The following is a 23,176-nucleotide window of genomic DNA, read 5'->3' as shown; positions in this document are numbered from 1 at the left end:
GCCCTCGTACTGGACGTACTTGGGTCTGTGCCTGGTGCGGTGAGAGTGCGTGCATGGCGTCGCGGGGCGGACGGGAATTTGACGACAGGGCCTAGGGACAGGCCTAGGCGCGGACGCTCACCGAGTCCCGAACCTCCGCCGACTCCAGCTGCCGTGCCGTCCGCTCGGCCGTCCCGCGTGCCCAGCGTCCGCTGGTCAGCGCGCCCAGGACGAGCACGGCGAGACCACAGCCGGCGAGGATCCACCAGCCGGGGCGGGCGGCCGACACGAACGTCTCCCGGTACGCCGAGGCCTGGATGCCGGAGGCGAGGACGGCGCCGACCACGGCGACACCGAGGGTGCCGCCGATCTGTCGGCTGGTGGAGGCGACGGCGGCCGCGACCCCGGCCTGGGCGCGGGGCATGCCGGAGACGGCGGTGTTGGTGATGGGGGCGTTCACGAAGCCGAAGCCGAGGCCGAAGAGGACGTACCCGATGACGAGCGTGACGTTCGACGTCTCACCTTCGAACGCGGCGAAGAGAATCCCGCTCGCGGTCATCGAGACCCCCGCGATCAGCAGGGGCAGTCGCGGACCCCGGTTGCCGACCAGCCGCCCCGACAGCGGCGCGCACACGAAGCACATGACCGCCATGGGCAGCATCCACAGGCCCGCGTGCAGCGCGTCCAGACCGCGCACGTTCTGCAGATAGAGCGTCGAGAGGAACAGGAACCCGCTGAGCGCGGCGAACGCGCTGATGGCGACGACCGTGGCCCCGCTGAACGGCGCCGAACGGAAGAAGCGCAGGTCGATGAGGGGTTCGGCGCGCCGGGGCTCGTACCACAGCAGGCCGAGCAGCGCGGCGACGGCGATCGCCCCGAAGGCGAGGGTCTTGGGGGCGCCGGAGCTGGGTGCCTCGATGATCGCGTACGTCAGGGAGCCGAGCAGCGCGATGACGAGAAGCTGTCCGACCGGGTCGGGGCGGCGGGCCTTGGGGGCGCGGGACTCGGGAACGTAACGCCAGGTGAGCAGGAGCGCGGCGAGGCCGACGGGGAGGTTGATCCAGAAGATCGACCGCCAGCCGACCGAGTCCACGAGCAGGCCGCCGACGATCGGGCCCGCGGCCATCGATATGCCGACCACGCCACCCCAGACACCGATCGCGCGGGCGCGCTCTCGCGGGTCCGTGAAGGTGTTGGTGATGATCGACATCGCGACCGGGTTCAGCATCGAGCCGCCGACCGCCTGCACCATGCGGAAGGCGACGAGCGAGTCCAGGTTCGGTGCGACGGAGCACAGGACCGAACCGAGGGTGAAGATCACCAGGCCCGCCTTGAAGACCCGGCGGCGGCCGATGCGGTCGGCGGTCGAGCCCGCGAGCATCAGCAGCGACGCCAGGACCAGCGTGTACGCGTCGATGGTCCACTGGAGGCCCGCCACGCTCGCGTGCAGTTCCTTCTGCATCGAGGGCAGGGCGACGTTCAGGACCGTGTTGTCGAGGCTCACGATCAGCAGGCTCATGCAGCAGATCGCGAGGACGAGAAGCCGGTGGCGGGGACTGAGCTCGGGCATTGCTCCAGCCTACGCCCGTGTCGATAGTGCGTCTAACTAATGACCCTCCTCTGTCGTGGACCGCACTTGTTCATGACAGTCACCACAGTCACCGCACCCGTCCGCGTACGCGACAATGGGGGAATGTCCACGACCGCCCTCGCCTCCGCCACCACCGACGCTTCCCCGCTGTCGATCGGCCCCCACACGGTCCAGCCGCCCGTCGTCCTCGCCCCCATGGCCGGGATCACGAACGCGCCGTTCCGCACGCTGTGCCGCGAGTTCAGCGGCGGCAAGGGCCTGTTCGTCAGCGAGATGATCACCACGCGAGCGCTGGTCGAGCGCAACGAGAAGACCATGCAGCTGATCCACTTCGACGCGACCGAGAAGCCGCGCTCGATCCAGCTGTACGGCGTGGACCCGGCGACCGTCGGCAAGGCCGTCCGCATGATCGCGGAGGAAGGCCTCGCCGACCACATCGACCTGAACTTCGGCTGCCCGGTCCCGAAGGTCACCCGCAAGGGCGGCGGCTCCGCCCTCCCGTACAAGCGCAACCTCCTGCGGGCGATCCTGCGCGAGGCCGTCAGCGGGGCGGGCGACCTCCCGGTGACGATGAAGATGCGCAAGGGTATCGACGACGACCACATCACGTTCCTCGACGCCGGACGGATCGCCGTCGAGGAGGGCGTCACCGCCATCGCCCTGCACGGCCGCACCGCCGCCCAGCACTACGGCGGCACGGCCGACTGGGACGCCATCGCGCGCCTCAAGGAGCACGTGCCGGAGATCCCCGTCCTCGGCAACGGCGACATCTGGTCGGCGGAGGACGCGCTGCGGATGGTGCGCGAGACCGGCTGCGACGGGGTCGTGGTCGGGCGCGGCTGCCTCGGCAGGCCGTGGCTGTTCGGCGACCTGGTGGCCGCCTTCGAGGGGCGCCAGGACGCCTACGCCCGCCCGACCCTGCGCGAGGTCGCGGCCGTCATGGTCCGCCACGCCACCCTGCTCGGCGAGTGGATCGGCGACGAGGCGCGCGGCGTCATCGACTTCCGCAAGCACGTGGCCTGGTACCTGAAGGGCTTCGCGGTCGGCTCCGAAATGCGCAAGCGGCTCGCGATCACGTCGTCCCTCGCCGAACTCTCCGGCGGCCTCGCCGAGTTGGACCTCGACCAGCCCTGGCCGACGGGCGCGGACGGCCCGCGCGGCCGCACGTCCGGCAACAACCGGGTCGTCCTGCCGGACGGCTGGCTCAAGGACCCGTTCGACTGCGCGGGCATCAGCGAGGACGCGGAACTGGACACGTCGGGCGGCTGACTTTTCCGGCGGCTCGCTTTCCTGCCGGGGGTTCCCTCAAGCGCCCCCGACCGCCGTGAGCAACGCCAACGGTGCCGCCGCCGAGCGGGACTCCCGTACGCACGCATGCGGATAAGGCACCGGCTCCCCGTGGGTCTCGCGGCCGTACCCCGCGAGGACCTCCGGCAGACGGTGGCCTGCGGCCGTGGCGGCGTCGACGAGCGCGTGCGCGACCGTCCGGGCCTCGTCGTGCAGGCCGTAGCGGGCCAGCCCCAGCGTGATCAGCGCGTTGTCGTGCGGCCAGACCGAACCGCGGTGGTACGACAGCGGGTGGTACGCCGGCTGGCCGGAGGCCAGGGTGCGCACGCCCCAGCCGGAGAAGAAGTCCGGCTCCAGCAGGCGGTGGCCGACCAGTTCGCCGTACTCCTTGTCGAGCAGCCCCGACCACAGCAGGTGCCCGGCGTCCGAGGCGAGGGCGTCGACCTGACGGCCGTCACCGTCCAACGCCAGCGCGGGGAAGGCGTGTTCACTCATCCAGAAGTCCCGCTGGAAACGGTCACGGAGGTCGCCCGCCGCCTGTTCGAGCAGAGCGGCGTAGACCTCGTCGCCCCAGACCGTACGGGACAGGTGGGCGGTGCGGCGCAGTGCGTCGTACGCGTATCCCTGCGCGCCCGCGGCCATCACCGGCCCACTGGGACGGCTCCCGTCGGCGGAGCAGATCGCGCCGGGGGAGTCCTTCCAGTTCTGGTTGGCGAGTCCGCCGCCGTCCGCGCGGTAGACGAGATAGCCGACGGAGGTCAGACCGCCGTGGTCCAGCATCCAGCCGATCGCCGCCCGGGCGTTGGCCTCCAGCCGCCGGGCCAGGGCCGGGTCACCCGTCTGCTCGGTGTACGCGCCGAGCAGCACCAGGAACAGCGGCGTCGCGTCCACCGAACCGTAGTACCGCCCGTACGGCACCTGCCCGAAGTGCGCCAGCTCGCCGTGCCGCACCTCGTGCACGATCTTGCCGGGCTGGGCCACCGCACCCGCTCCCACCTCGACCGCCTGCGTCGCGGCGAGCGCGGGCAGCGTGGCGGCGGCGAGCTCGGGGCGGTAGGGGAGCGCGAACAGGGAGGTCAGCAGGGCGTCGCGGCCCAGGAGCGTGAGGAACCACGGCACTCCGGCCGCCGGCACCCGCAGCTCCTCGCCGTCCGGGCCCGTCGCCGGGACCTGGAGCACCGCGAGGTCGGACAGCCCGCGCGCGCAGGCCGCGGCCAGCTCCGGCCAGCCGGTCGGGAAGGGCACGCCGTCCGCGAACTCGCCTTCCAGCGCGAGGAGTTGTTCATTCGCCGCGGAGGGTGAGGCGGGCACCTCCGGGTCCTTCAGCGCCCCGTGCGGGCGGGCCGCGACGCGCAGCGCCAGCTCCGCCGAGGCGTGCGGTTCGAGGTCCAGGGTCCATACGAGGCGCCGGGCGCCGGTGCCGGTCTCCTCGACTCCGTCCGGCGGCGGCTCGGCGGTGACCGTCGTACAGGACCGCCATTCCCCGCGCTGGTAGCTGAACTCAACCCCGTCGTCGAGGACCTGCCGCCCTCGTACGGCGCCGATCTTGGCGTACGTACGGTAGTCGGAGCGCAGCTCGAACTGGTCGGTGAAGTCGGCGTCCACGGTGAGCGCGATGCGCACGGTCGTGGGCGAAGGGCGGTTGCTGGTGACGCGCAGCGCCTCCACGAACGCACCGTCGGTGACGGCCTGTTCACGGAAGAGCGTGTACGCGGGCGGTTCGTTGCGCCCGCCGCGCGGGACGAGCACACAGCGCGCCGTGTCGCCGTCCGCGACCGGCGTCAGCGCCTCGGGCACCGCGCCGTCGACGGTCAGCTGCCAGCGGCTGAGGTGCCGGGCGTCCCGTACGAATAACCCGTCCGGGGAGCTGCCGCTGCGCACCCCGCTGATGTCCCCGCCGTCGCCCACGGCGGCGAACGTCCCACCGTGCACGAGCAGATGATGCCGGTCCGTCATCCCCGGTCCCCTCCCTTGGCGCCCGTCTCGAATGAACTGTGTGGCGTGTGTGGCGTGTGTGATGCGTGCGATGTGTGTGGCGGCGTGCCGTGTACGTTGTCGAACGCGCGGCGCCCCGGATGGGACACGACTTGCGTCGACTGATCCGTCCGATCCGTCCGATCCGTCCGGCCCGCCTGATCAGCCCGACCCGTCAGATCCGCCCGGTCGGCCCCCGCGGGCTCGTGCAGCAGGTCCAGCGTCAGTGCGGCCGTCCAGCTGAAGCCGAGCGCGCCGCAGGCCTCGCCGGTGTACGGATCCACGTACTCCGCGAACCCGGACGCGTCTGCCGTCTCCAGGAGCGCCGCCCGCAACTCCTCCGCGCGCCCGTGCTCCCCGTGCAGCCGCAGCCCGCGCTCCAGCAGCCAGTTCGTGTTGAACCACGCCGGGCCGCGCCAGTAGCGGTGCGGGTCGAAGGCGTGCCCGGTCAGGTCGTAACTCGGCGCCAGCCGGGCGACCCCGCCGAGCCCGAAGTGCGGCCCGCCCGCCGTGCGGACCAGGGTGGCGGCGATGTCGCGGGGGAGTGCGGGGAGGATGAGCGGGAGCAGCCCGGCCACGCTGCGCTCGGGGATGAGCGCACCGGTGCGAGAGCGCTGCTCCGAAGAGTGAGCACCGCTCTGGCGGGAGCGCCGCTCCGAACCGAGAGCACCGCTCTGGCGGGAGTGCCGCTCCGAAGCGTGAGCACCGCTCTCGGCAGAGCGCTGCTCCAGTGCGAGAGCATCGCTCCGAGAGCATCGCTCCGACCCGTGAGCACCGCTCTCGGCAGAGTGCCGCTCCGAACCGAGAGCACCGTTCTCGCCACCGTCGCGCACATCCCCGCCGTACACGTCCCGGCAGAAGAACATCCCCTCCGCCGGGTCCCACAGGCGCTCCACCAGCGCCGCCGTCAACCGTTCCGCGCGGGCGTGACGCGCCGTCCCCGCCGCGCCCAGTTCCTGTGCGATCGCGGCGAGCGCGTGCTCGGAGGCGATCAGCAGCGCGTTGAACGCCGGGTCCTCGACGGCGAACTCGCCGGCGCCGTCGGCGTACCCGCCGTCCCGGTAGTCCGTCGCGAGCCGCACGTACCGTCCGTAGTCGAGGTCCGTCGGCCGGTCCTCCGCGGACCCGTGGTCGAGGTCGGCGCGGCGGAAGGAGAGCGGAGCGGCCGGGGTGACACGGCTGAGCGGGGCGTCCCAGCACGGGCTGTTGTCCATGCCCTGCTCCCACGGGTGGACCACGGAGGCGAGCCCGCCGCCACCCAGGTCCCGCCTGTGCAGCAGATAGCGGTGCCAGGCGGCCAGCCGGGGATACATCCGGGAGAGGAAGGAGCGCGACCGGGACAGACCCGGGTCGGCCTGGTGCACCAGCCAGGCGGCGAGCGCGTGCACCGGTGGCTGCACGATGCCCGACGTCTGTACGGTGCGCGGGGCGCCCGCAGCGCGCCCCGCGGTCGAGGAGCGCCAGAAGTCGGGGCTCGGGAAGTAGGCGTCGAGCGGAACGGAGGGGTTGAACACAATGTGCGGGATCCGGCCGTCACCCCATTGGGCGCCGAGCAGCGTCTCCAGTTCCGTCTGCGCCCTCAAGGGGGACAGGTGGCGCAGGCCGATCGCGATGAAAGCGGAATCCCAGGACCACTGGTGCGGGTACAGACCGTGGGAGGGAACCGTGGACGTTCCCGTCCAGTTGCCTTCGAGTACCCGGGCGGCCCTGAGGTGCAGCGACCCGGCGGGCCGGTCGGGATCGTATACATGCGCGCCGGAGTGGGTGATCTCGTGCGAACCGGGCGGAGCGGGGGAACCCGAGGTGCGCACGGGGGCGGTGATCCCCGTGCGGCGGATGGTGAGTTGGGTTGTGCGGTCCACTCAGGTCTCCCCGAAGACGTCCGGCTGATCGGTTCGGCACTAGCTACCGTAGGGTTACGTCTATTTAACACGCAAAACTCAATATGTAATGCAGAGTTGGTGAACGCAAGGGGTTGGGCATGACAGGCATGGCGGGGACGGCAGGAAGGGCGGCGAAGGCCATGAGGGCCGGGCATCAGGCAAGCGCCGGGGAACTGCTCGAACTGGTGCGCAGCGGGCGTGCCACGACGCGCGGCGCGCTGCAGCAGGCCACCGGTCTGTCGCGGGCCACGGTCGGCCAGCGCCTCGACCGGCTCTTCCGTGCGGGCTGGCTGCGCGAGGGCGCGGGCGGCCCGGTGGACTCCCCGCAGGGCGGCCGGCCCTCGATCACCCTGGAGTTCGACGACGAACACGCCGTCGTCCTCGCCGCCGACCTCGACACCCGGCACGGCCGGGCCGCCGTCGTCTCGCTGAGCGGCGAGATCCAGGCCGAGCACCACGGAAGCCTGCGTATCGAGGACGGCCCGGACGCCGTGCTGGGCGAACTCGGCCGCTGGTTCGCCGAGCTGCTGGAGAAGGCCGGGCAGCGCGCGGACGCGGTGTGCGGGATCGGGATCGCGGTGCCGGGCCCGGTGGACACCGACACCGGCAGGGTGGTGCAGCCGCCGATCATGCCGGGCTGGGACGGTTACGACATACGCGGGCGCCTGGGCCGCGCCTTCGCCGAGCACGCCGGCATCAAGAGCACGGGTGGCGCGGGAGGCGCCGGTGGCGCCTGGAGCGCCGGGATCACCAGGAGCGGCGCCCGGATCCCCGTACTCGTCGACAACGACGCCAACCTCATGGCATACGGCGAACAGCGCACCGGATATCCGGACTGTTCGGCGTTCGCCCTGGTCAAGGTCTCCACCGGTATCGGTGCGGGCATGGTCGTCGGCGGCTCCATCTACCGGGGCGTCGACGGGGGCGCAGGCGACATCGGGCACATCCGGGTGGGCGCGGACGCGCTGTGCCGGTGCGGTTCGTACGGCTGTCTGGCCGCCGTCGCGAGCGGTGGCGCGGTGGCGCGCAGACTCGCCGAGTCCGGTGTCCCGGCCACCTCCGGATCGGATGTGCGCGACCTGCTGACGGCCGGACACCCGGAGGCGATGGCGCTCGCGCGGGAGGCGGGGCGGCAGGTCGGGGACGTACTCGCGACCGTGGTGACCCTGCTGAACCCAGGCGTGCTGATGATCGCCGGGGATCTGGCCGGAACCCCGTTCCTCACGGGTGTGCGCGAGCTGCTGTATCAGCGGGCGCTGCCGCGTTCGACCGCTCATCTGGACGTGGTGACCTCGCGGCTCGGGGAGCGGGCGGGGCTGGTGGGGGCCGGGGCACTGGTCGTGGAGTACCTGTACGCGCCGGAGCGGGTGGAGGAACGGCTGGCGGCGCTGGGTGTGTGACGCCCTGTGGCGCACATGGGTGGCGGGACGTTCGGCGGGGCGTGTGACGTCCGTGTGTCGCGTCCACGTCGCGTCCACATCGTGGTCCGCATGATGAAATTCAGGCCGTCTTTACTGCGTGATTCTCGCCACCCTTGATAGGGGTGGCGCTCAGATGAGCGGATCTTGAGCGACTGCACTTCCCTAAGGGGTGGCACTCAGTGCCACCCCTTGATCGTTCATCGATTAAACTCAGGCGTGTCGGTGACCGCTCATCTGAGCGTATACTGCTTCCGGAGGGCGTGGATTCGTTCAAGAAGTGAAAACATCCGGCCGTGACCGCTTGCCAAGGCTTGACTTTCAATCGAGTGGCGGACGGGTGGTTACAGGCGCATGACGTGCAAGTAGACGTACCCAGACGCCTTCGATCTGGGTATGTTCCTGGCCGTCAGGGCAGCCACCGCGACGTCGAGGAGTCGAGTCTCGTGTCGGAAAACAAAGATCCCCACGTAGCTGAAAGCAGCGACAGCGGCGTTGAGGGGGCGAAGTTCGTTTACGACTTCACCGAAGGCAACAGGGACCTCAAGGACCTCCTCGGTGGCAAGGGTGCGAACCTCGCCGAGATGACCAACCTGGGCCTTCCCGTCCCTCCGGGCTTCACCATCACCACCGAGGCGTGCAAGACCTACCTCGACAGTGGCGAGGAGCCGGCGGCACTGCGTGACGAGGTGAGCGCGCACCTCGACGCCCTCGAAGCGACGATGGGCAAGAAGCTCGGCCAGGCCGATAACCCCCTCCTCGTATCCGTCCGTTCCGGGGCGAAGTTCTCCATGCCGGGCATGATGGACACCGTGCTGAACATCGGCCTCTCCGACAAGTCGGTCCAGGGCCTCGCCAAGCAGGCCGGCGACGACCGCTTCGCGTGGGACTCGTACCGCCGTCTCATCCAGATGTTCGGCAAGACGGTCCTCGGCGTCGACGGCGAGCTCTTCGAGGACGCGCTGGACGCGGCGAAGACGGCCAAGAAGGTCACGGTCGACACGGAGCTGGAGGCCGCGGACCTCAAGAAGCTGGTCACCAAGTTCAAGCGGATCGTCAAGGCCGAGGCCGGCCGGGACTTCCCGCAGGATCCGCGCGAGCAGATGGACCTCGCGATCCACGCGGTCTTCGACTCCTGGAACACCGACCGCGCCAAGCTCTACCGTCGCCAGGAGCGCATTCCGCACGACCTCGGCACCGCGGTCAACGTCTGTTCGATGGTCTTCGGCAACCTCGGCCCCGACTCGGGCACGGGCGTGGCGTTCACGCGCGACCCCGCATCCGGCCACCAGGGCGTGTACGGCGACTACCTCCAGAACGCCCAGGGCGAGGACGTGGTCGCGGGCATCCGCAACACGGTCCCGCTCGCCGAGCTGGAGTCGATCGACAAGAAGTCGTACGACCAGCTGATGCAGATCATGGAGACCCTGGAGAACCACTACAAGGATCTCTGCGACATCGAGTTCACCATCGAGCGCGGCCAGCTGTGGATGCTCCAGACCCGCGTCGGCAAGCGCACGGCGGGTGCGGCCTTCCGTATCGCCACGCAGCTCGTGGACCAGGGCCTGATCGACGAGGCGGAGGCCCTCCAGCGCGTGACGGGCGCCCAGCTCGCGCAGCTGATGTTCCCGCGCTTCGACGACCAGGCGAAGGTCGACCAGATCGGCCGGGGCATCGCGGCGTCGCCGGGCGCGGCGGTCGGCAAGGCGGTCTTCGACTCGTACACCGCGATCAAGTGGTCGCGTTCGGGCGAGAAGGTCATCCTGATCCGCCGTGAGACCAACCCCGACGACCTGGACGGCATGATCGCGGCCGAGGGCATCCTGACCTCGCGTGGCGGCAAGACCTCGCACGCCGCCGTCGTGGCGCGCGGCATGGGCAAGACGTGCGTGTGCGGCGCCGAGGAGCTCGAGGTCGACACCAAGCGGCGCCGGATGACGGCCCCGGGCGGAGTGGTCATCGAGGAAGGCGACGTCGTCTCCATCGACGGCTCCACGGGCAAGGTCTACCTGGGCGAGGTCCCGGTCGTGCCCTCCCCGGTCGTCGAGTACTTCGAGGGCCGGATGCACGCGGGCGCCGACGACGCGGACGAGCTGGTCGCGGCCGTGCACCGGATCATGGCGTACGCGGACCGGGTCCGCCGCCTGCGCGTGCGCGCCAACGCGGACAACGCGGAGGACGCCCTCCGTGCCCGCCGCTTCGGCGCGCAGGGCATCGGCCTGTGCCGCACCGAGCACATGTTCCTCGGTGACCGGCGCGAACTGGTCGAGCGTCTGATCCTGGCCGACACGGAGGCGGAGCGCGAGGAATCCCTCAAGGAGCTCCTGCCCCTCCAGAAGCGGGACTTCGTCGAACTCTTCGAGGCGATGGACGGCCTCCCGGTGACGATCCGTCTCCTGGACCCGCCGCTGCACGAGTTCCTGCCGGACGTGACCGAACTGTCCGTACGGGTGGCACTGGCCGAATCACGCGGCGACGCCAACGAGAACGACCTGCGCCTGCTGCAGGCCGTGCACCGTCTGCACGAGCAGAACCCGATGCTGGGTCTGCGCGGCGTACGTCTCGGCCTGGTCATCCCCGGCCTGTTCACCATGCAGGTACGGGCGATCGCGGAGGCGGCCGCCGAACGCAAGAACGCCAAGGGCGACCCGCGGGCCGAGATCATGATCCCCCTCGTCGGTACGGTCCAGGAGCTGGAGATCGTCCGCGAGGAGGCCGACCAGGTCATCGCGGAGGTGCAGGAGGCCGCCGGCACGAACCTCAGGCTCGCGATCGGCACGATGATCGAGCTTCCGCGGGCCGCGCTGACCGCCGGTCAGATCGCCGAGGCCGCCGAGTTCTTCTCCTTCGGTACGAACGACCTCACGCAGACCGTCTGGGGCTTCTCCCGGGACGACGTGGAGGCGAGCTTCTTCACCGCGTACCTGGAGAAGGGCATCTTCGGCGTCTCCCCCTTCGAGACCATCGACAGGGACGGTGTGGGTTCCCTGGTGAAGTCGGCCGTGCAGGCCGGCCGCGCCACCCGCCCCGACCTGAAGCTCGGAGTCTGCGGCGAACACGGCGGCGACCCCGAGTCCGTCCACTTCTTCCACGAGGTGGGACTGGACTACGTGTCCTGCTCCCCCTTCCGGATCCCGGTGGCACGCCTGGAGGCGGGCCGCGCGGCGTCGACGGCGAAGGGCAGCGACCACCGCTAGCGCGCTGGAACTCCGGGGCCGCCGACGGTCGACCCTGACCCTCACCGACGGCCGACGGCTCCGGCGTACGAAAGAAACGGGGCGGCACCTTGTGCGGAGGTGCCGCCCCGTCGCGCATCATCTGCGGAGACTGTCACGCTACGCCGCTGACCAGGCAAGTCGGCGTTTGCCGGCGTTGCGTCTGGCCCCATCATCGTGTGATGACCGAGCGGATGGCAGAGTGCTCAGACGACCGTCTTGAGCATGTGGACTGAAGCCATCCTCGACAGCGAGCCGCTTCCCGCTTGGGAACGCACTCAACTCCGGGGCGTGCTGGGGAGCGGATGCCCCGGACCGTCGCTCGGCGCCACGGTCCGTACCGGCGGTGCGGCGCTCAGGTGGTCAGCGGGCTGGTTCACCGTGCCCGGGGCCTGCGCGAGTCCGGTGGCCCACAGCTGGTCGACACGCGAGCGCTCGGTGGCGTCCGGGTAGCGGCTGGTGCAGGACGGGCCGGCGCTGCCGCCCGACATCAGCTCACTGCACGGCCCGCTGTAGTCGTCCGGCAGGCCCAGCACGTGCCCGGTCTCGTGGGTGGCGACGCGGACCGAGTCGTACTGCTGGTTCTGGGCGTAGTCGAGGAAGACGTAGCCGCTTCCGTGGCCGTTGGTGGAGGTGTAGGACCCGCGCGGGTCGTTGCCCTCGTAGTAGGAGAAGTCGGCACCGCTCGACGCCTCCTGGAGCTTGACGTTGGACTCGGAGCTGTTCCAGATCGAGGCCGCGCTCGATATCTGCGAGCGGAAGCTCGGTGCCTGGGAGGCGTTGTAGTAGACAGTCACCGCCTGCGCGTTCGGCTGGGCGGCGCGCTTCGCGGCGACGGACTTGAGCACGGCCTGGAAGAACGCCTTGTTGTTCGCGGCCTCCTCAACCGACCCGGCGTACCGTGCCCACGAGGTACCGGCGGCAGCGGACGGGGTGGCGGCCGTCTGGGCGCTCGCCGGCACCGCCGCGCTCAGCGCGCTGGAGGCCAGACCCAAGCCGAGAGTGAGGGCGAGGAGTCTCGCGGACGTTCGGGACGACTTCATGTGGGGGGCTCCTACTCACTCGGTGACGCCGAGCGCACGGTGCGCGGTCGAATCTGCGTGAACACCGGTTCCGAACTGCGGCGACGTCCTGTGGGTCGTCATTCTTAGAGCGGCTCGACAGGGAGCGCAAAGGGGTCCCGCCACTACGTCGCTTCGTAGGTCCCGGGACCTCGCCAGGGCAGTGCACGGGTCTCCGGTCCGCACATGGCGGCAGGAGGGGAAGCTGTCGCGGCGTCAGAAGCCTTACATCACGGGGCAACGGGCGTGCGGGCCAGCCGGGCGGAATCCCGGGACGCGCGGCAGGATCCGCATCCGGGCCAAGACGGACAAATCCTCAGATGTCCGCCACGCCGCGTCTACTAAGCACGCCGGTTGGTTGGCGGAGCGCTGTGACCGACGTCATAGAACACGAGCTTCCGTTTCTTTCGCGCCCCACCGGCCCCGGGGCGCCCCCCGGGAGTCACCCTCGGCGCTGGGCGGCATCCCGCACCGCTGAGCCGCCGCTCAGTCCTGATCAGGATGGAGGCCGGGGCCGCCGTGCAGCCCGGCGAGCGGCGCGGGGGAGGGGTCGGTGGGTTCCTCGCCCGCCTCCAGCCGAGGGTCCGCCGCACCCGGTTGCTTCGGGACCATGCGGGCCGGGCTGTCGTCAGCCACGTGAACGAGGTGCGTGCCCGGTCGTAGAGTGCCAGCTGCACTCCGGCCCCTTCCGTCGGCACCAGCACCACCCAGTCGTCTTCCATGTCCTTGCGCGGGACGTATCCCAGGGCCTCCATCCAGAACGCGCCCGCACGCGGCACATCCGAGACGCCCGGCACAACGGAACCGACTCTCGGCATGCGCCGACTCTGGCGGACAGCAGCGAGCCGAGGCCACCGGCCACGCCCCCCAGCAGTGAGGCGAACGTTGCCTGGTACGGCACCAGTTGCGGACGTGCCGCCCCGTCGTGCCGTACGAAGGCGTCGAGCCTTCCGTACGGTGCCGCGTGCGGCTCGGCCTCTCCGTCACCGGCGCGGGCCGGCCCCGGAGACCTGCGCCCGCGAGGAACCCCGCACCGCAACACTGCCCCGTCGCCCTGCCTCCCCCGCCCCCATGGAGGCTGGGCCCCGACCGGCGCATCGTTGGCCCCGATGCCGGGTCCCACCGCCGAATGGTCCCACCTGGACACCCAGCCCTTTCCGAACGACTGCGCAACGCCCTGACGCTGGTCGCCGAGGTCGGCGCCCGCTCGTGCGTCTCGTGCTTCCGGATCACCTGATGGGATGGCGATTCGCAGGCCAAAGGATTCAGCGCGTTACTGATCCATTACCTTCTGTAACTCCTGGGGGCCGGTGGGGTCTTCGGGGAGGTAGAGGGGTGACGGATGAAGAAGTCATGGGCCGGCGTGGTGGCGGCAGGAGTCTTCCTCGCGGGGGCAGGTGCGGCGATCGCGGAATCGTGGCACTACATGCCCGGACTGCAGGCGCCAGGAGTCGTTTTTGAAAGGGGCCAGTATCGGTTCAACCCGCCAGGGCAGAACCATGGTTCCTTCGAGTGGGCTGGATACCTCAAGGACGGCTCGCCCCGCGACGGCCACAACGTCTACGTGCGGGTCCGGGTCGAGGGCCGCGATGGGGTCGAGTACTACGGAAAGCAGGGGCAGTTGGTGTTCCTGCACAAGTCCATCTGGGAGGCCTCTCAGCGCTACACGGACGATGCTTATGTCCGAACTTGTGTTGATCGCGGAGCTGTTTGGCTGGACGTCTGTTCCGCCGAGTTGCACTTCCGCAAGGGTTGAGCGGTTTCAACGGTGTCCAGGACTCGGGCGCAGGCCCGGGTCCGCTTCCCTTCGGGAGTCCAGATCAACACGTCAGAAGTTCTCTCCGCCAAGGAAATCGACCTCTACTACGGCCCAGCGCACGCTGTTAGGGGTGCATCCATTGCACTCCATCGGGGCGAGGTGGCGGCGATCACGGGGCAGAGTGGTTCAGGCAAGTCCTCTCTGCTGTATGCCCTTGCGGGCGTTCTGCCCGTCGTGAGCGGTGAAGTCCATTTCGAGGGACGCCCGTTGGCCGCACTCGACGATGAGGAACTCAGCGCCCTGCGCCGAGATCGCTTCGGGTTTGTTTTCCAGTACGGAGAGCTCCTGCCCGAGCTGACCGTGGAGGAGAACACAGCTCTGCCGCTAAGGCTGGCAGGGCATCGCAAAGCTCCGGCGCTCGCTGCTGCCGGGGAGGTACTGGGACGTCTGGGCCTCGCGGATCTGAAGGAACGGCGTCCTTCGCAAGTGTCCGGTGGACAGAACCAGCGTGTTGCCGTTGCTCGCGCTCTTGTGCACAGGCCCGCAGTGGTCTTTGCCGACGAGCCAACAGGGTCGCTGGACAGTGCCAACGCAGCCGCAGTGCTCAAGGAGTTTCTCGCGCTGGCACGTTCGCAGGGCACGGCAGTCGTGCTCGTCACGCACGACGCGAAGGTCGCGGCCCAGGCGGACAAGCGCTTCACGATGCTTGATGGTGAGCTTGCTCCGCAGGGACAGGGGCAGTTGTGAAGGAACTCCTCTTGGGCTTGAGACTGCTGCTCAGCAGCGGACGCGGCAATCGTGTGCGCTTCGTCCTCATGACGGTCGGCGGCTCACTGGGCGTGTGCTGTCTGGCCATCGTGCTGGCGATTCCTGGGATCCTCGCCGCGCAGGATGGGCGCATTGCCGGCAGACAGTCCGTCAGTCCCACAGCGCAATCCAATCGCGTCGTCGCCGACGGCTACCCCCTGACCCTCGACCGCACAGATCCCTACGGCTCAACGCCCCTCACCCGCGTCTTCACGGCGCGTGGTACGAGGACTGTCGAGCCGCCCCCGGGAATCCCCTCGTTCCCCGGGGACGGTGAAGTGTTCGTCTCGCCGCATCTGCACGAACTGCGCCAGCACAACCCGGCGTTGGCCCAGCTGGTTCCTGGCAGGGAGGTCGGGCTGATCGGTGCCGAGGGGCTGGCCCGCCCCGATGAACTCATCGCGTATGTAGGCATGAGTCGTGCCGAACTCTCCGGCGGCAGCCCCGTGGAGCGGTTCGGCGAGCGCTACGGGCCACTCCCTACGTTGGACCCGACGACCCTCGGCATCCTGCGGTTCGCACTGTCGGCGGTCGTGCTGCTCCCGCTCGCCGTCTTCCTCTCGGTCTGCGCACGCCTCTCCGCGGCCGACCGGGCACGCAGGCTGGCCGCGCTGCGCCTGCTGGGGTTGAGCAAGAAGGGGACTCAGCGGGTGAACGCCGCCGAGACCGTCGCCGCCGCCGGGCTGGGCGCGATCCTCGGACTCGGCGAGTACTGGGCCGTGAACCAGCTCGTTTCACGAGTCGGTCTGCCGGGGTTCACGTGGTACCCGGCTGATGGTGCGCTGACCTTCCAGACCCTTGTGGTGTGTCTCGTCGGATGCCCGGCGCTCGCCTGGTACGTGGGTCGCGCCAGTGCGGGGAAGGCTGCTGCCAATCCCCTTGCCGTCCGGCGTGGCGCGGTGGAGAAGCCGCCCTCGAAATGGGTCTTCCTGCCGCTGATCGCAGGTCTGGGAGTCATCACGGGCTACTGCGTCGCGGGCGCGACCGGCCATGCTCCCACAAACACCACCGTGTCCTCGTTGCTCATGCCGCTGGCCATCATCCTGGCCGGTGTCGGGCTCGCGCTCTCGCTTCCGTCGCTGTCCCGATTCCTCGCGCAACGGACGGCGCGCTCCACCCGGTCGCTCTCCCTCGGGCTCGCGATGCGGCGTAACGAGGCCGAGTCGGGAGGTGCGATCCGGGTGGCCACCGGGCTCGTACTGCTGGTCTTCGCGGCTTCCCTCGCGCAGGGGGTCGTCATTGAACTGAACGGGGTCGCCAAGAGCGTCTTGGCCGTCCAGACGTACGAGATCTCGTACGGAGAGCTCAGCGGGCCCCAGCGACGTGCCGTCGAGGCGGTGCCGGGGCTTCGCGCGCATGTCGTCACCCTGAGGTCGGACTCCGCCGACACGGGGGCGGCTCCCAGCCCTGGGGCCGTGGTGGCGACGTGCGGCCAACTGCGCAAGGCGGTGCCGTGGACCAAGGGGTGCGTGGACGGGCGGCCCATGAGGCTGTGGGATGCCGCGCAATCTGAGGGCAATGCCGAGGCCGGCGGCAGCGTCGTCTTCAGGCTGAAGGTGGGACAGCATTCCCGTGACCTGAAGCTCACGGTCCCGCAGCAGACCATCCGGTATCGCGACCATGAGGACATCCACGTCCTGCCGAGCGGAGCGATCCTGATCCCTCCTGCCGCGCTGCCCGCGAACGCACGCCCGGAGAGCGCCACCCTCACACTAGTCAGTGGTCCGTCCGAGAAGACCGTCCGCACCGTCCTCGACGGCATCGGCGGCATCGCCCCCATGGCCGGTGTCACCACTCCGGGGCTGATCGTCGACTCCTTCCAGCGGGTCACCATCGTCAGGACCCTCCTGGCCGTAGGCATGATCCTAGGACTGATCATCGGCGTAGCCGCCTACCTCGTCGCGGCCACCGACCGGGCCGTCGAGCGGCGGCCGCAGGTAACTGCGTTGGCCTTGTTGGGGGCGCGGGCGCGGACGTTGCGGGCTGTGCAGGTGGTGCAGGTGGTGTTGCCGTTGGCTGTGGGGTTGGTGTTGGCGGTGGTGGTGGGGAAGATGGCCGAGTCGAGCTATCTGGTCACCGGGGGTGGGGCCGTCTTCTGGGACGGGGGCGGGGTTCCGCTGCTGCTCGCGTGTGCTCTCGGGGTGCTGGTCGTCGCCGCCGTGGGCGCGTTGCCGCTTGTGGGGCGGAGGATTGACCCCGAGCTGATCAGGCGAGACTGAGCGTACGGTGTGTGACGGACAGTGGTGGAGAGGGGTTTGGGCGTGGCTGGGTGGAATGTGAGTGACATCCCTGATCAGCGTGGCCGTACGGCCGTCGTCACCGGGGCCAACAGCGGGATCGGGTTCGTCACGGCGCGTGAGCTCGCGCGGCGCGGCGCGCGAGTCGTGCTCGCCTGTCGGAGCGAGGCGCGGGGGAGTGAGGCGGGGGACCGGATCACCTCCGAGGTACCAGGCGCGGACGTGGAGTTCGTACGGCTGGACCTCGGTGATCTCGACTCCGTGGCGGAGTTCGCGGCGACGTTCGACCTTGTGTACGGCGAGCGGCTCGACGTGCTGGTCAACAACGCCGGGGTCATGGCTCTGCCGTTCGCGCGTACGTCTGACGGGTTCGAGACTCAGTTCGGGGTCAATCATCTGGGGCACTTCGCGCTCACCGGGCTGCTGCTTCCCGCGCTGCTCGCCACCCCTGGCGCCCGCGTCGTGACCGTGTCGAGCATGTTCCACGTGCTTGCCAACATCGACATCCGCGACCTCGACAGCGAGCGCGGCGGGTATCGGCGCTGGGTCGCCTACGGGCGGTCCAAGAGCGCCAATCTTCTGTTCACCCATGAGCTTGCGCGGCGGCTGGCCGGTGTCGGGTCCGATGTCGTCGCTGCCGCCGCTCATCCCGGGTACGCCTCCACCAACCTCCAGACCGCCGGGCCGAAGCTCGCTGGGCGCAAGGGCGCCGAGCGGGTCATGGAGATCGGGAACCGGCTCCTCGCGCAGAGCCCGGACGCCGGAGCGCTGCCCACGCTGTACGCCGCCACCGCTCCCGGCGTCCGGCCCGACTCCTTCACCGGACCCTCGTTCGCGATGTGGCGCGGCGCGCCCGCGAGCTCATGGCGGGCCGGGTGGACGCGCAACGACGCCGTCGGCGAGCGCCTCTGGAGCGCCTCCGAGCAGCTCACCGGCGTGACCTACGACGCTCTCGCTCTGAAGTGACCTGAGCCCTGGCCTGCGTCCGGCCTGAGCCCTGGCCTGCGTCCGGCCTGAGCCCTGGCCTGCGTCCGGCCTGAGCCCTGGCCTGCGTCCGGCCTGAGCCCTGGCCTGCGTCCGGCCCGCGTCCGGCCCGGGCCTGGCCCCCGTCCGGCCCGCGTCAGAGGGCGCTTCCGCTGTCCACCACCAGGTCCGTGCCCACGATCGACGCCGCGTCGTCCGACGCCAGGTAGAGGACGGCCGCCGCCACCTCCTCGGTCTTCGAGACGCGGCCCAGCGGCAGTTCGTGACGTACCCGCTCCACCCGCTCGGCCTCCGACTCGCCCGGCCGCAGTGACATCGTGGTGGCGGAGGCACCGGGGCTGACGACGTTGATCCTGACCCCGTCGGCGATGTGATCGAGGGCCGCGGCGCGGGACAGCGTGGTGACGGCGGCCTTGGCGGCGGCGTAGGCGGCGACGCCCGGGCGGCGGGTGTGCAGGCCGATGGTGGAGGCGAGGTTGACGATCGCGCCGCCGGACGGCTGCGTCCGCATCTGCCGGATCTCCGCCTGAAGGGCGAGGAACACGCCGGTGACGTTGATGTCCAGTTCGGCGTGCCAGTCGGCTTCCGGGAGGTCGGCCAGCGGTGTTCCGCCGTGGAAGACGGCCGCGTTGTTCACCGCCACGTCCAGGGAGCCGAAACGGTCGACGGCTGCCTCGACGAGGGCGCGCACCTCGTCCGAGCGTGACACGTCCGTGGTCACTGCCAGCCCCTTTCCGCCTTGGGCCTCGATCAGCGCGACCGTCTCGTCGAGCGATGCGGCGGTGCGGCCGGCGACGACCACCTGCGCGCCCTCCGCGGCGAACGCCAGGGCGGTGGTCCTGCCTATGCCGGAACCGGCGCCCGTGACGAGGACGGTCTTTCCCGAGAAGCGTGTGGTCATTCAGGATCCCCTTATTTGACCGATCGGTTCAGTATGAAGGCGTGCGCGGGTCTTGGAATGTGGTCTTCAGTCGAGCAGCGTCAGCGCCTGTTCCGCCGCGTCCTGGACCCGGGCCGGGTCCGCGGACGCCTTGCCCACCACCCGTAGGCCCTGCATCAGGACCAGCAGCATGCGGGCGAGGGCGAGCGGGTTCCGGTCGGCGGGCAGTTCGCCCTGGGCCTGCGCGCGGACCAGGGCCGAGTGCAGCAGGGTCTCGATGTGGTCCCAGTTGTGCTCGACGCGGCGGGCCGCGGCCGTGTCGTGGGGCGCCAGCTCGGCGGCCGTGTTGGTGACGAAGCAGCCGCTCAGGCGCCTTCCCTCGGTCGTCGCCTCGGTCGCGAAGCGGCGTACCACCGCTCGTACGGCGGGCAGTGCGGGACCCGGCTGGGAGAGTTCCCGCAGGAGCTGCGGATTGCGCGCCTGCTGATAGCGGTCCAGTGCCTTCAGGTACAGCTCGTGCTTGTTGCCGAAGGTCGCGTAGATGCTGGCGCGGCCGACGCCGAGGTGCTCGACGAGGTCCGTCATCGATGTCGCCTCGTAGCCGCGCCGCCAGAACAGTTCCAGCGCCGACTGCAGTGCGGCGTCCGGGTCGAATTCCTTGGTTCTGGCCATGTGGGCGACCGTAAGGCAATCGAGAATGATCGGTCAAGTAAGGTCGGGGTGACCGGCGGGCGCGAGGAGGTCCCGGTCACCCCGGCCGTCAGGAAACGGCGGTCAGGAAACAGGTGTCAAGAAGTGGCGGTCAGGAAACGGCGGTCAGGAAACAGGTGTCAAGAAGTGGCGGTCAGGAAACGGTCGTCAGGAAATCCGGACCTCGTACGTCGTCACCCGTACCGTCTCGTCGTCCAGGCACCGGCCCGACTCAAGGTCGAACCGCTGCTTCAGCAGGGGCGAGGCCACGAACGGGCGGCCCTGGTGGGAGCCGATGAGTCCGCGGGAGAGGACCGCCGCGCCGCTGAACGGATCGCGGTTGTCGATGGCGTACATCCGGCCCGCGCGGTCGAGGAAGACGGCCGCCTGGCCGCCGTCCGGGAGTAGGGCGGCGACTCCGCGGCCCGGCGTCAGCGCGGACAGGTCGCACAGCGCCAACCAGGAGTCCGTCAGACGGAGTTGGACGGTGAGGGCGGTCGTTTCGGGTGCCAGGGTCATCGCTGGGCGCTTCCTTCCAGGGCTTCCAAGGGGCGGCGGCCGATGCTCAGCAGCGGCAGGTCCGGCTTGATCTGGTCGCGCTCGGGGACGAAGCCGACGACCGGGTCGGGGGTGTCCGGGGCGTTCACGAAGGACACGAACCGGGCCAGCTTCTCGGGGTCGTTGATGGTCTCGGCCCACTCGTCGCGGTAGGCGGCGACATGCGCGGACATCAGCGACTCCAGTTCCTCGCAGATGCCCAGCGAGTCGTCGACGACCACGTCGCGGATGTGGTCGAGGCCGCCGGGAATCCGCTCCAGCCAGGTCGACGTGCGTTCCAGGCGGTCCGCGGTGCGGATGTAGAACATCAGGAACCGGTCGATCAGGCGGACGAGTTCGGCGTCCGAGAGGTCCTGTGCGAGCAGGTCCGCGTGGCGCGGGGTGGCGCCGCCGTTGCCGCCGACGTACAGGTTCCAGCCGGCGGCCGTGGCGATGATGCCGAAGTCCTTGGACTGGGCCTCGGCGCACTCGCGGGCGCATCCGGAGACCGCCGACTTGAGCTTGTGCGGGGAGCGCAGCCCCCGGTAGCGCAGCTCCAGGTCGATGGCCATGCGGACGGAGTCCTGGACGCCGTAGCGGCACCAGGTCTGGCCGACGCAGGATTTGACCGTGCGCAGGGACTTTCCGTAGGCGTGGCCCGACTCGAAGCCCGCGTCCACCAGCCGTGCCCAGATGAGGGGGAGTTGCTCGACCCGCGCGCCGAACAGGTCGATGCGCTGGCCGCCCGTGATCTTCGTGTAGAGGCCGAAGTCCCGGGCCACCTCGCCGATCACGATCAGCTTCTCCGGGGTGATCTCGCCGCCGGGGATGCGCGGCACGATCGAATACGAGCCGTTCTTCTGGAGGTTGGCGAGGAAGTGGTCGTTGGTGTCCTGGAGGGCCGCCTGCTCGCCGTCCAGGACATAGCCGCTGGCGCCGATGGTCGGGGCGAGGGAGGCGATGATCGAGGCGACGGCCGGCTTGCAGACCTCGCAGCCCTCGCCGCCCCGGGCGCCCTCACGGCCGTAGCGGTCCAGCAGGACCTGGAAGGAGGGGATGCGCAGCGCGAGGGCGATCTCGTACAGCTCCTCGCGGGTCTGGGAGAAGCAGCCGCACAGGCCGTGGTCGACCTCGACGCCGCTCGCCTCCAGTTCATCGTTGACGAGCTGGCCGAGGACCTTGACGCAACTCCCGCAACCCGTACCGGCCTTGGTGCACTTCTTGACCTCGGGCACGGTGGTGCAGGAGTGCTCGGTGACCGCGCCGCGGACCGTGCCCTTGGTGACGTTGTGGCAGGAGCAGATGACCGCGGAGTCGGGGAGCGCGGAGGGGCCGAGCGCGACCGGGGCGCCCGCGCCCGCCGGGAGCACCAGCTGCTCGGGGGCGATCGGCGGCACGGAGCCGGTGAAGGCCCGCAGGGTGCCGTACGCCTCCGCGTCGCCGACCAGGATGCCGCCGAGCAGTTCGCCGTCGCGGCCGATGACCAGCTTCTTGTACGTGCCCGAGCGCGAGTCGGAGTAGACGACTTCGAGGCATTCGGAGGTGGCGCCGTGCGCGTCGCCGAAGGACGCGACGTCGACGCCGAGCAGCTTCAGCTTCGTGGACAGGTCGGCGCCCGTGAAGCTGGCCTCGTCCGCGGCGATCGTCGCGGCGGCCGTCTCGGCCATCTCGTAGCCGGGCGCGACCAGGCCGTACACCCGGCCGTCCGAGGCGAGGGCGCACTCGCCGATCGCGAACACGTGCGGGTCCGAGGTGCGGCACTGGTCGTCGACCGTGATGCCGCCGCGCTCGCCGACCGTGAGCCCGGTGTCGCGGGCGAGCTGGTCGCGCGGGCGGACGCCGGCCGAGAACACCACGAGATCCGTGGGGAGTTCGGAGCCGTCGGAGAGCTTCATCCCGGTCACGGCGCCGCCGTCGCCGGTGACGATCTCCTGGGTGCCCGTGCCCGTGTGCACGGTCAGGCCCATGTCCTGGATGGTGCGCAGAAGCGCCGCGCCGCCGCCCTCGTCCACCTGTACGGGCATCAGACGCGGCGCGAACTCCACGATGTGCGTGGTCAGTCCGAGCCCCTTCAGCGCGCCCGCGGCTTCGAGCCCGAGCAGGCCACCGCCGACCACCGCACCGGTCGTCGCCCTCGCCTTCGCGTACTCCTCGATGGCGAGCAGGTCCTCGATGGTGCGGTACACGAAGCAGCCCTCGGCGTCCTTGCCGGGCACCGGCGGGACGAAGGGGTACGAGCCGGTGGCGAGGACCAGGGTGTCGTACGTGATGACCAGACCTGAGCGCGCCGTGACCTGCCTGGCCTCCCGGTCGATCGTCTCCGCCGGGTCGCCGAGGTGCAGTTCGATGCCGTGCGCGGTGATGAACTCGGCGTCGGTGAGGGAGAGTTCCTCCGGGGTGCGGCCCGAGAAGTACGAGGTGAGCCGGACGCGGTCGTATGCCGGGCGCGGCTCCTCGCACAGCACGACCACACGGTGCGTGGCGGTCAGGCCGCGTTCGGCGAGCGCTTCGAGGAAGCGCTGGCCGACCATGCCATGGCCGACGAGCACGATGGTGTGCGCGCTGCCGTCGGTGGCGTTCGCCGCCGTCGTCATCGTCGTGTCCGTGGACATTCAGGAGCCTCCGTCGTTGGTGAGCAGGTGGAGCAGCGGGGCGCTGTCCGCGGGGGAGCGGTGCGGTTCCCTCCCGGGCCGAGGGCGAGGGCCGGCCGGGTCAGGGAGCGGGCGCATTCGAGGTCATGCACCGCAGCCTGCGACGCCGGTGTTACCCGGTCGCATCACGGCTGTTTCCCGGGAGGAACGCTGCCCTCAGCGGGAGCGGCACCCGGTTGTGAGGGTTTGGTGGGGTCAACCGAACCCCCGGTCCTCGTGCGGG

Annotated in this window: 15 protein-coding genes and 2 pseudogenes; 7 read left to right on the top strand and 10 right to left on the bottom strand. The window is 70.2% G+C overall.

Annotated elements, in window-relative coordinates; translation table 11 throughout:
• Positions 1 to 103: 103 nt before the first annotated feature.
• Positions 104 to 1,549 carry an MFS transporter gene (locus ABZ656_RS01820; protein ID WP_360263484.1) on the bottom strand — a complete coding sequence of 482 codons (1,446 nt, stop codon included), beginning with the start codon at positions 1,547 to 1,549 and terminating at the stop codon, positions 104 to 106.
• A 123-nt stretch (positions 1,550 to 1,672) separates the two neighbouring features.
• On the opposite strand from ABZ656_RS01820, the gene dusB reads away from it, so the two are divergent.
• Entirely contained in the window at positions 1,673 to 2,839 is a 1,167-nt protein-coding gene (gene dusB / locus ABZ656_RS01815; protein ID WP_101405278.1) for a tRNA dihydrouridine synthase DusB, read from the top strand.
• 36 nt (positions 2,840 to 2,875) lie between these two features.
• Here dusB and ABZ656_RS01810 read toward each other — a convergent pair whose 3' ends face one another.
• Together ABZ656_RS01810 and ABZ656_RS01805 are read right to left on the bottom strand one after the other, a co-directional pair.
• Positions 2,876 to 4,813: a glycogen debranching N-terminal domain-containing protein gene (locus ABZ656_RS01810; protein WP_101405279.1), complete on the bottom strand. Its 1,938-nt coding sequence runs from the start codon at positions 4,811 to 4,813 to the stop codon at positions 2,876 to 2,878.
• Entirely contained in the window at positions 4,810 to 6,600 is a 1,791-nt protein-coding gene (locus tag ABZ656_RS01805) for a hypothetical protein (RefSeq protein WP_360263499.1), read from the bottom strand. Before ABZ656_RS01805 ends, ABZ656_RS01810 begins: the two co-directional genes overlap by 4 nt.
• Positions 6,601 to 6,821: 221 nt before the next feature.
• Here ABZ656_RS01805 and ABZ656_RS01800 point away from each other — a divergent pair, with 221 nt between their 5' ends.
• Both ABZ656_RS01800 and ppdK read left to right on the top strand, forming a co-directional pair.
• Positions 6,822 to 8,114 (top strand): ROK family protein, encoded by a 1,293-nt coding sequence (locus tag ABZ656_RS01800; protein ID WP_180362754.1) that lies wholly within the window; start codon positions 6,822 to 6,824, stop codon positions 8,112 to 8,114.
• A 464-nt stretch (positions 8,115 to 8,578) separates the two neighbouring features.
• A complete protein-coding gene (gene ppdK, locus ABZ656_RS01795; protein WP_101405281.1) occupies positions 8,579 to 11,329 on the top strand; it encodes a pyruvate, phosphate dikinase in 2,751 nt (916 codons plus the stop codon).
• Positions 11,330 to 11,748: 419 nt separating this feature from the next.
• Here the strand turns inward: ppdK and snpA are convergent.
• The 3 genes and pseudogenes from snpA to ABZ656_RS01780 form a co-directional block, all read right to left on the bottom strand.
• Positions 11,749 to 12,390, bottom strand: a pseudogene (gene snpA / locus ABZ656_RS01790) (snapalysin); the annotation flags it as partial.
• A gap of 504 nt (positions 12,391 to 12,894) precedes the next feature.
• On the bottom strand, positions 12,895 to 13,044 hold the full coding sequence (locus ABZ656_RS01785; RefSeq protein WP_360263508.1) for a hypothetical protein: 150 nt from the start codon (positions 13,042 to 13,044) through the stop codon (positions 12,895 to 12,897).
• Positions 13,045 to 13,070: 26 nt separating this feature from the next.
• Positions 13,071 to 13,226 (bottom strand): annotated as a pseudogene (locus ABZ656_RS01780) (VOC family protein); the annotation flags it as partial.
• 524 nt (positions 13,227 to 13,750) lie between these two features.
• Between ABZ656_RS01780 and ABZ656_RS01775 the strand changes: the two are divergent.
• The 4 genes from ABZ656_RS01775 (at position 13,751) to ABZ656_RS01760 (ending at position 18,177) form a co-directional block, all read left to right on the top strand.
• The gene (locus ABZ656_RS01775) at positions 13,751 to 14,164 is read left to right on the top strand and encodes a hypothetical protein (protein ID WP_101405283.1); all 414 of its coding nucleotides are present in this window, start codon (positions 13,751 to 13,753) and stop codon (positions 14,162 to 14,164) included.
• 96 nt (positions 14,165 to 14,260) lie between these two features.
• Positions 14,261 to 14,914 carry an ABC transporter ATP-binding protein gene (locus ABZ656_RS01770; RefSeq protein WP_101408152.1) on the top strand — a complete coding sequence of 218 codons (654 nt, stop codon included), beginning with the start codon at positions 14,261 to 14,263 and terminating at the stop codon, positions 14,912 to 14,914.
• 11 nt (positions 14,915 to 14,925) lie between these two features.
• Positions 14,926 to 17,193, top strand: coding sequence for an FtsX-like permease family protein (locus ABZ656_RS01765; RefSeq protein ID WP_360263478.1), 2,268 nt, complete (start codon positions 14,926 to 14,928; stop codon positions 17,191 to 17,193).
• A 42-nt stretch (positions 17,194 to 17,235) separates the two neighbouring features.
• The gene (locus ABZ656_RS01760; protein WP_101408153.1) at positions 17,236 to 18,177 is read left to right on the top strand and encodes an oxidoreductase; all 942 of its coding nucleotides are present in this window, start codon (positions 17,236 to 17,238) and stop codon (positions 18,175 to 18,177) included.
• A gap of 154 nt (positions 18,178 to 18,331) precedes the next feature.
• Here ABZ656_RS01760 and ABZ656_RS01755 read toward each other — a convergent pair whose 3' ends face one another.
• The 4 genes from ABZ656_RS01755 to nirB all read right to left on the bottom strand — a co-directional run bounded on the left by ABZ656_RS01755 (position 18,332) and on the right by nirB (position 22,914).
• Positions 18,332 to 19,096 carry a glucose 1-dehydrogenase gene (locus tag ABZ656_RS01755; protein WP_360263474.1) on the bottom strand — a complete coding sequence of 255 codons (765 nt, stop codon included), beginning with the start codon at positions 19,094 to 19,096 and terminating at the stop codon, positions 18,332 to 18,334.
• A 66-nt stretch (positions 19,097 to 19,162) separates the two neighbouring features.
• On the bottom strand, positions 19,163 to 19,747 hold the full coding sequence (locus tag ABZ656_RS01750; RefSeq protein ID WP_101405286.1) for a TetR/AcrR family transcriptional regulator: 585 nt from the start codon (positions 19,745 to 19,747) through the stop codon (positions 19,163 to 19,165).
• Positions 19,748 to 19,933: 186 nt separating this feature from the next.
• On the bottom strand, positions 19,934 to 20,284 hold the full coding sequence (gene nirD / locus ABZ656_RS01745) for a nitrite reductase small subunit NirD (RefSeq protein ID WP_101405287.1): 351 nt from the start codon (positions 20,282 to 20,284) through the stop codon (positions 19,934 to 19,936).
• Positions 20,281 to 22,914 carry a nitrite reductase large subunit NirB gene (gene nirB / locus ABZ656_RS01740; RefSeq protein WP_360263469.1) on the bottom strand — a complete coding sequence of 878 codons (2,634 nt, stop codon included), beginning with the start codon at positions 22,912 to 22,914 and terminating at the stop codon, positions 20,281 to 20,283. Before nirB ends, nirD begins: the two co-directional genes overlap by 4 nt.
• Between the last annotated feature and the right edge of the window lie 262 nt (positions 22,915 to 23,176).

Source organism: Streptomyces sp. NPDC007095, assembly GCF_040634475.1.
In the GTDB taxonomy this organism is placed as follows: Bacteria; Actinomycetota; Actinomycetes; order Streptomycetales; family Streptomycetaceae; genus Streptomyces.
This window is presented reverse-complemented; position numbering and strand designations above follow the sequence as displayed.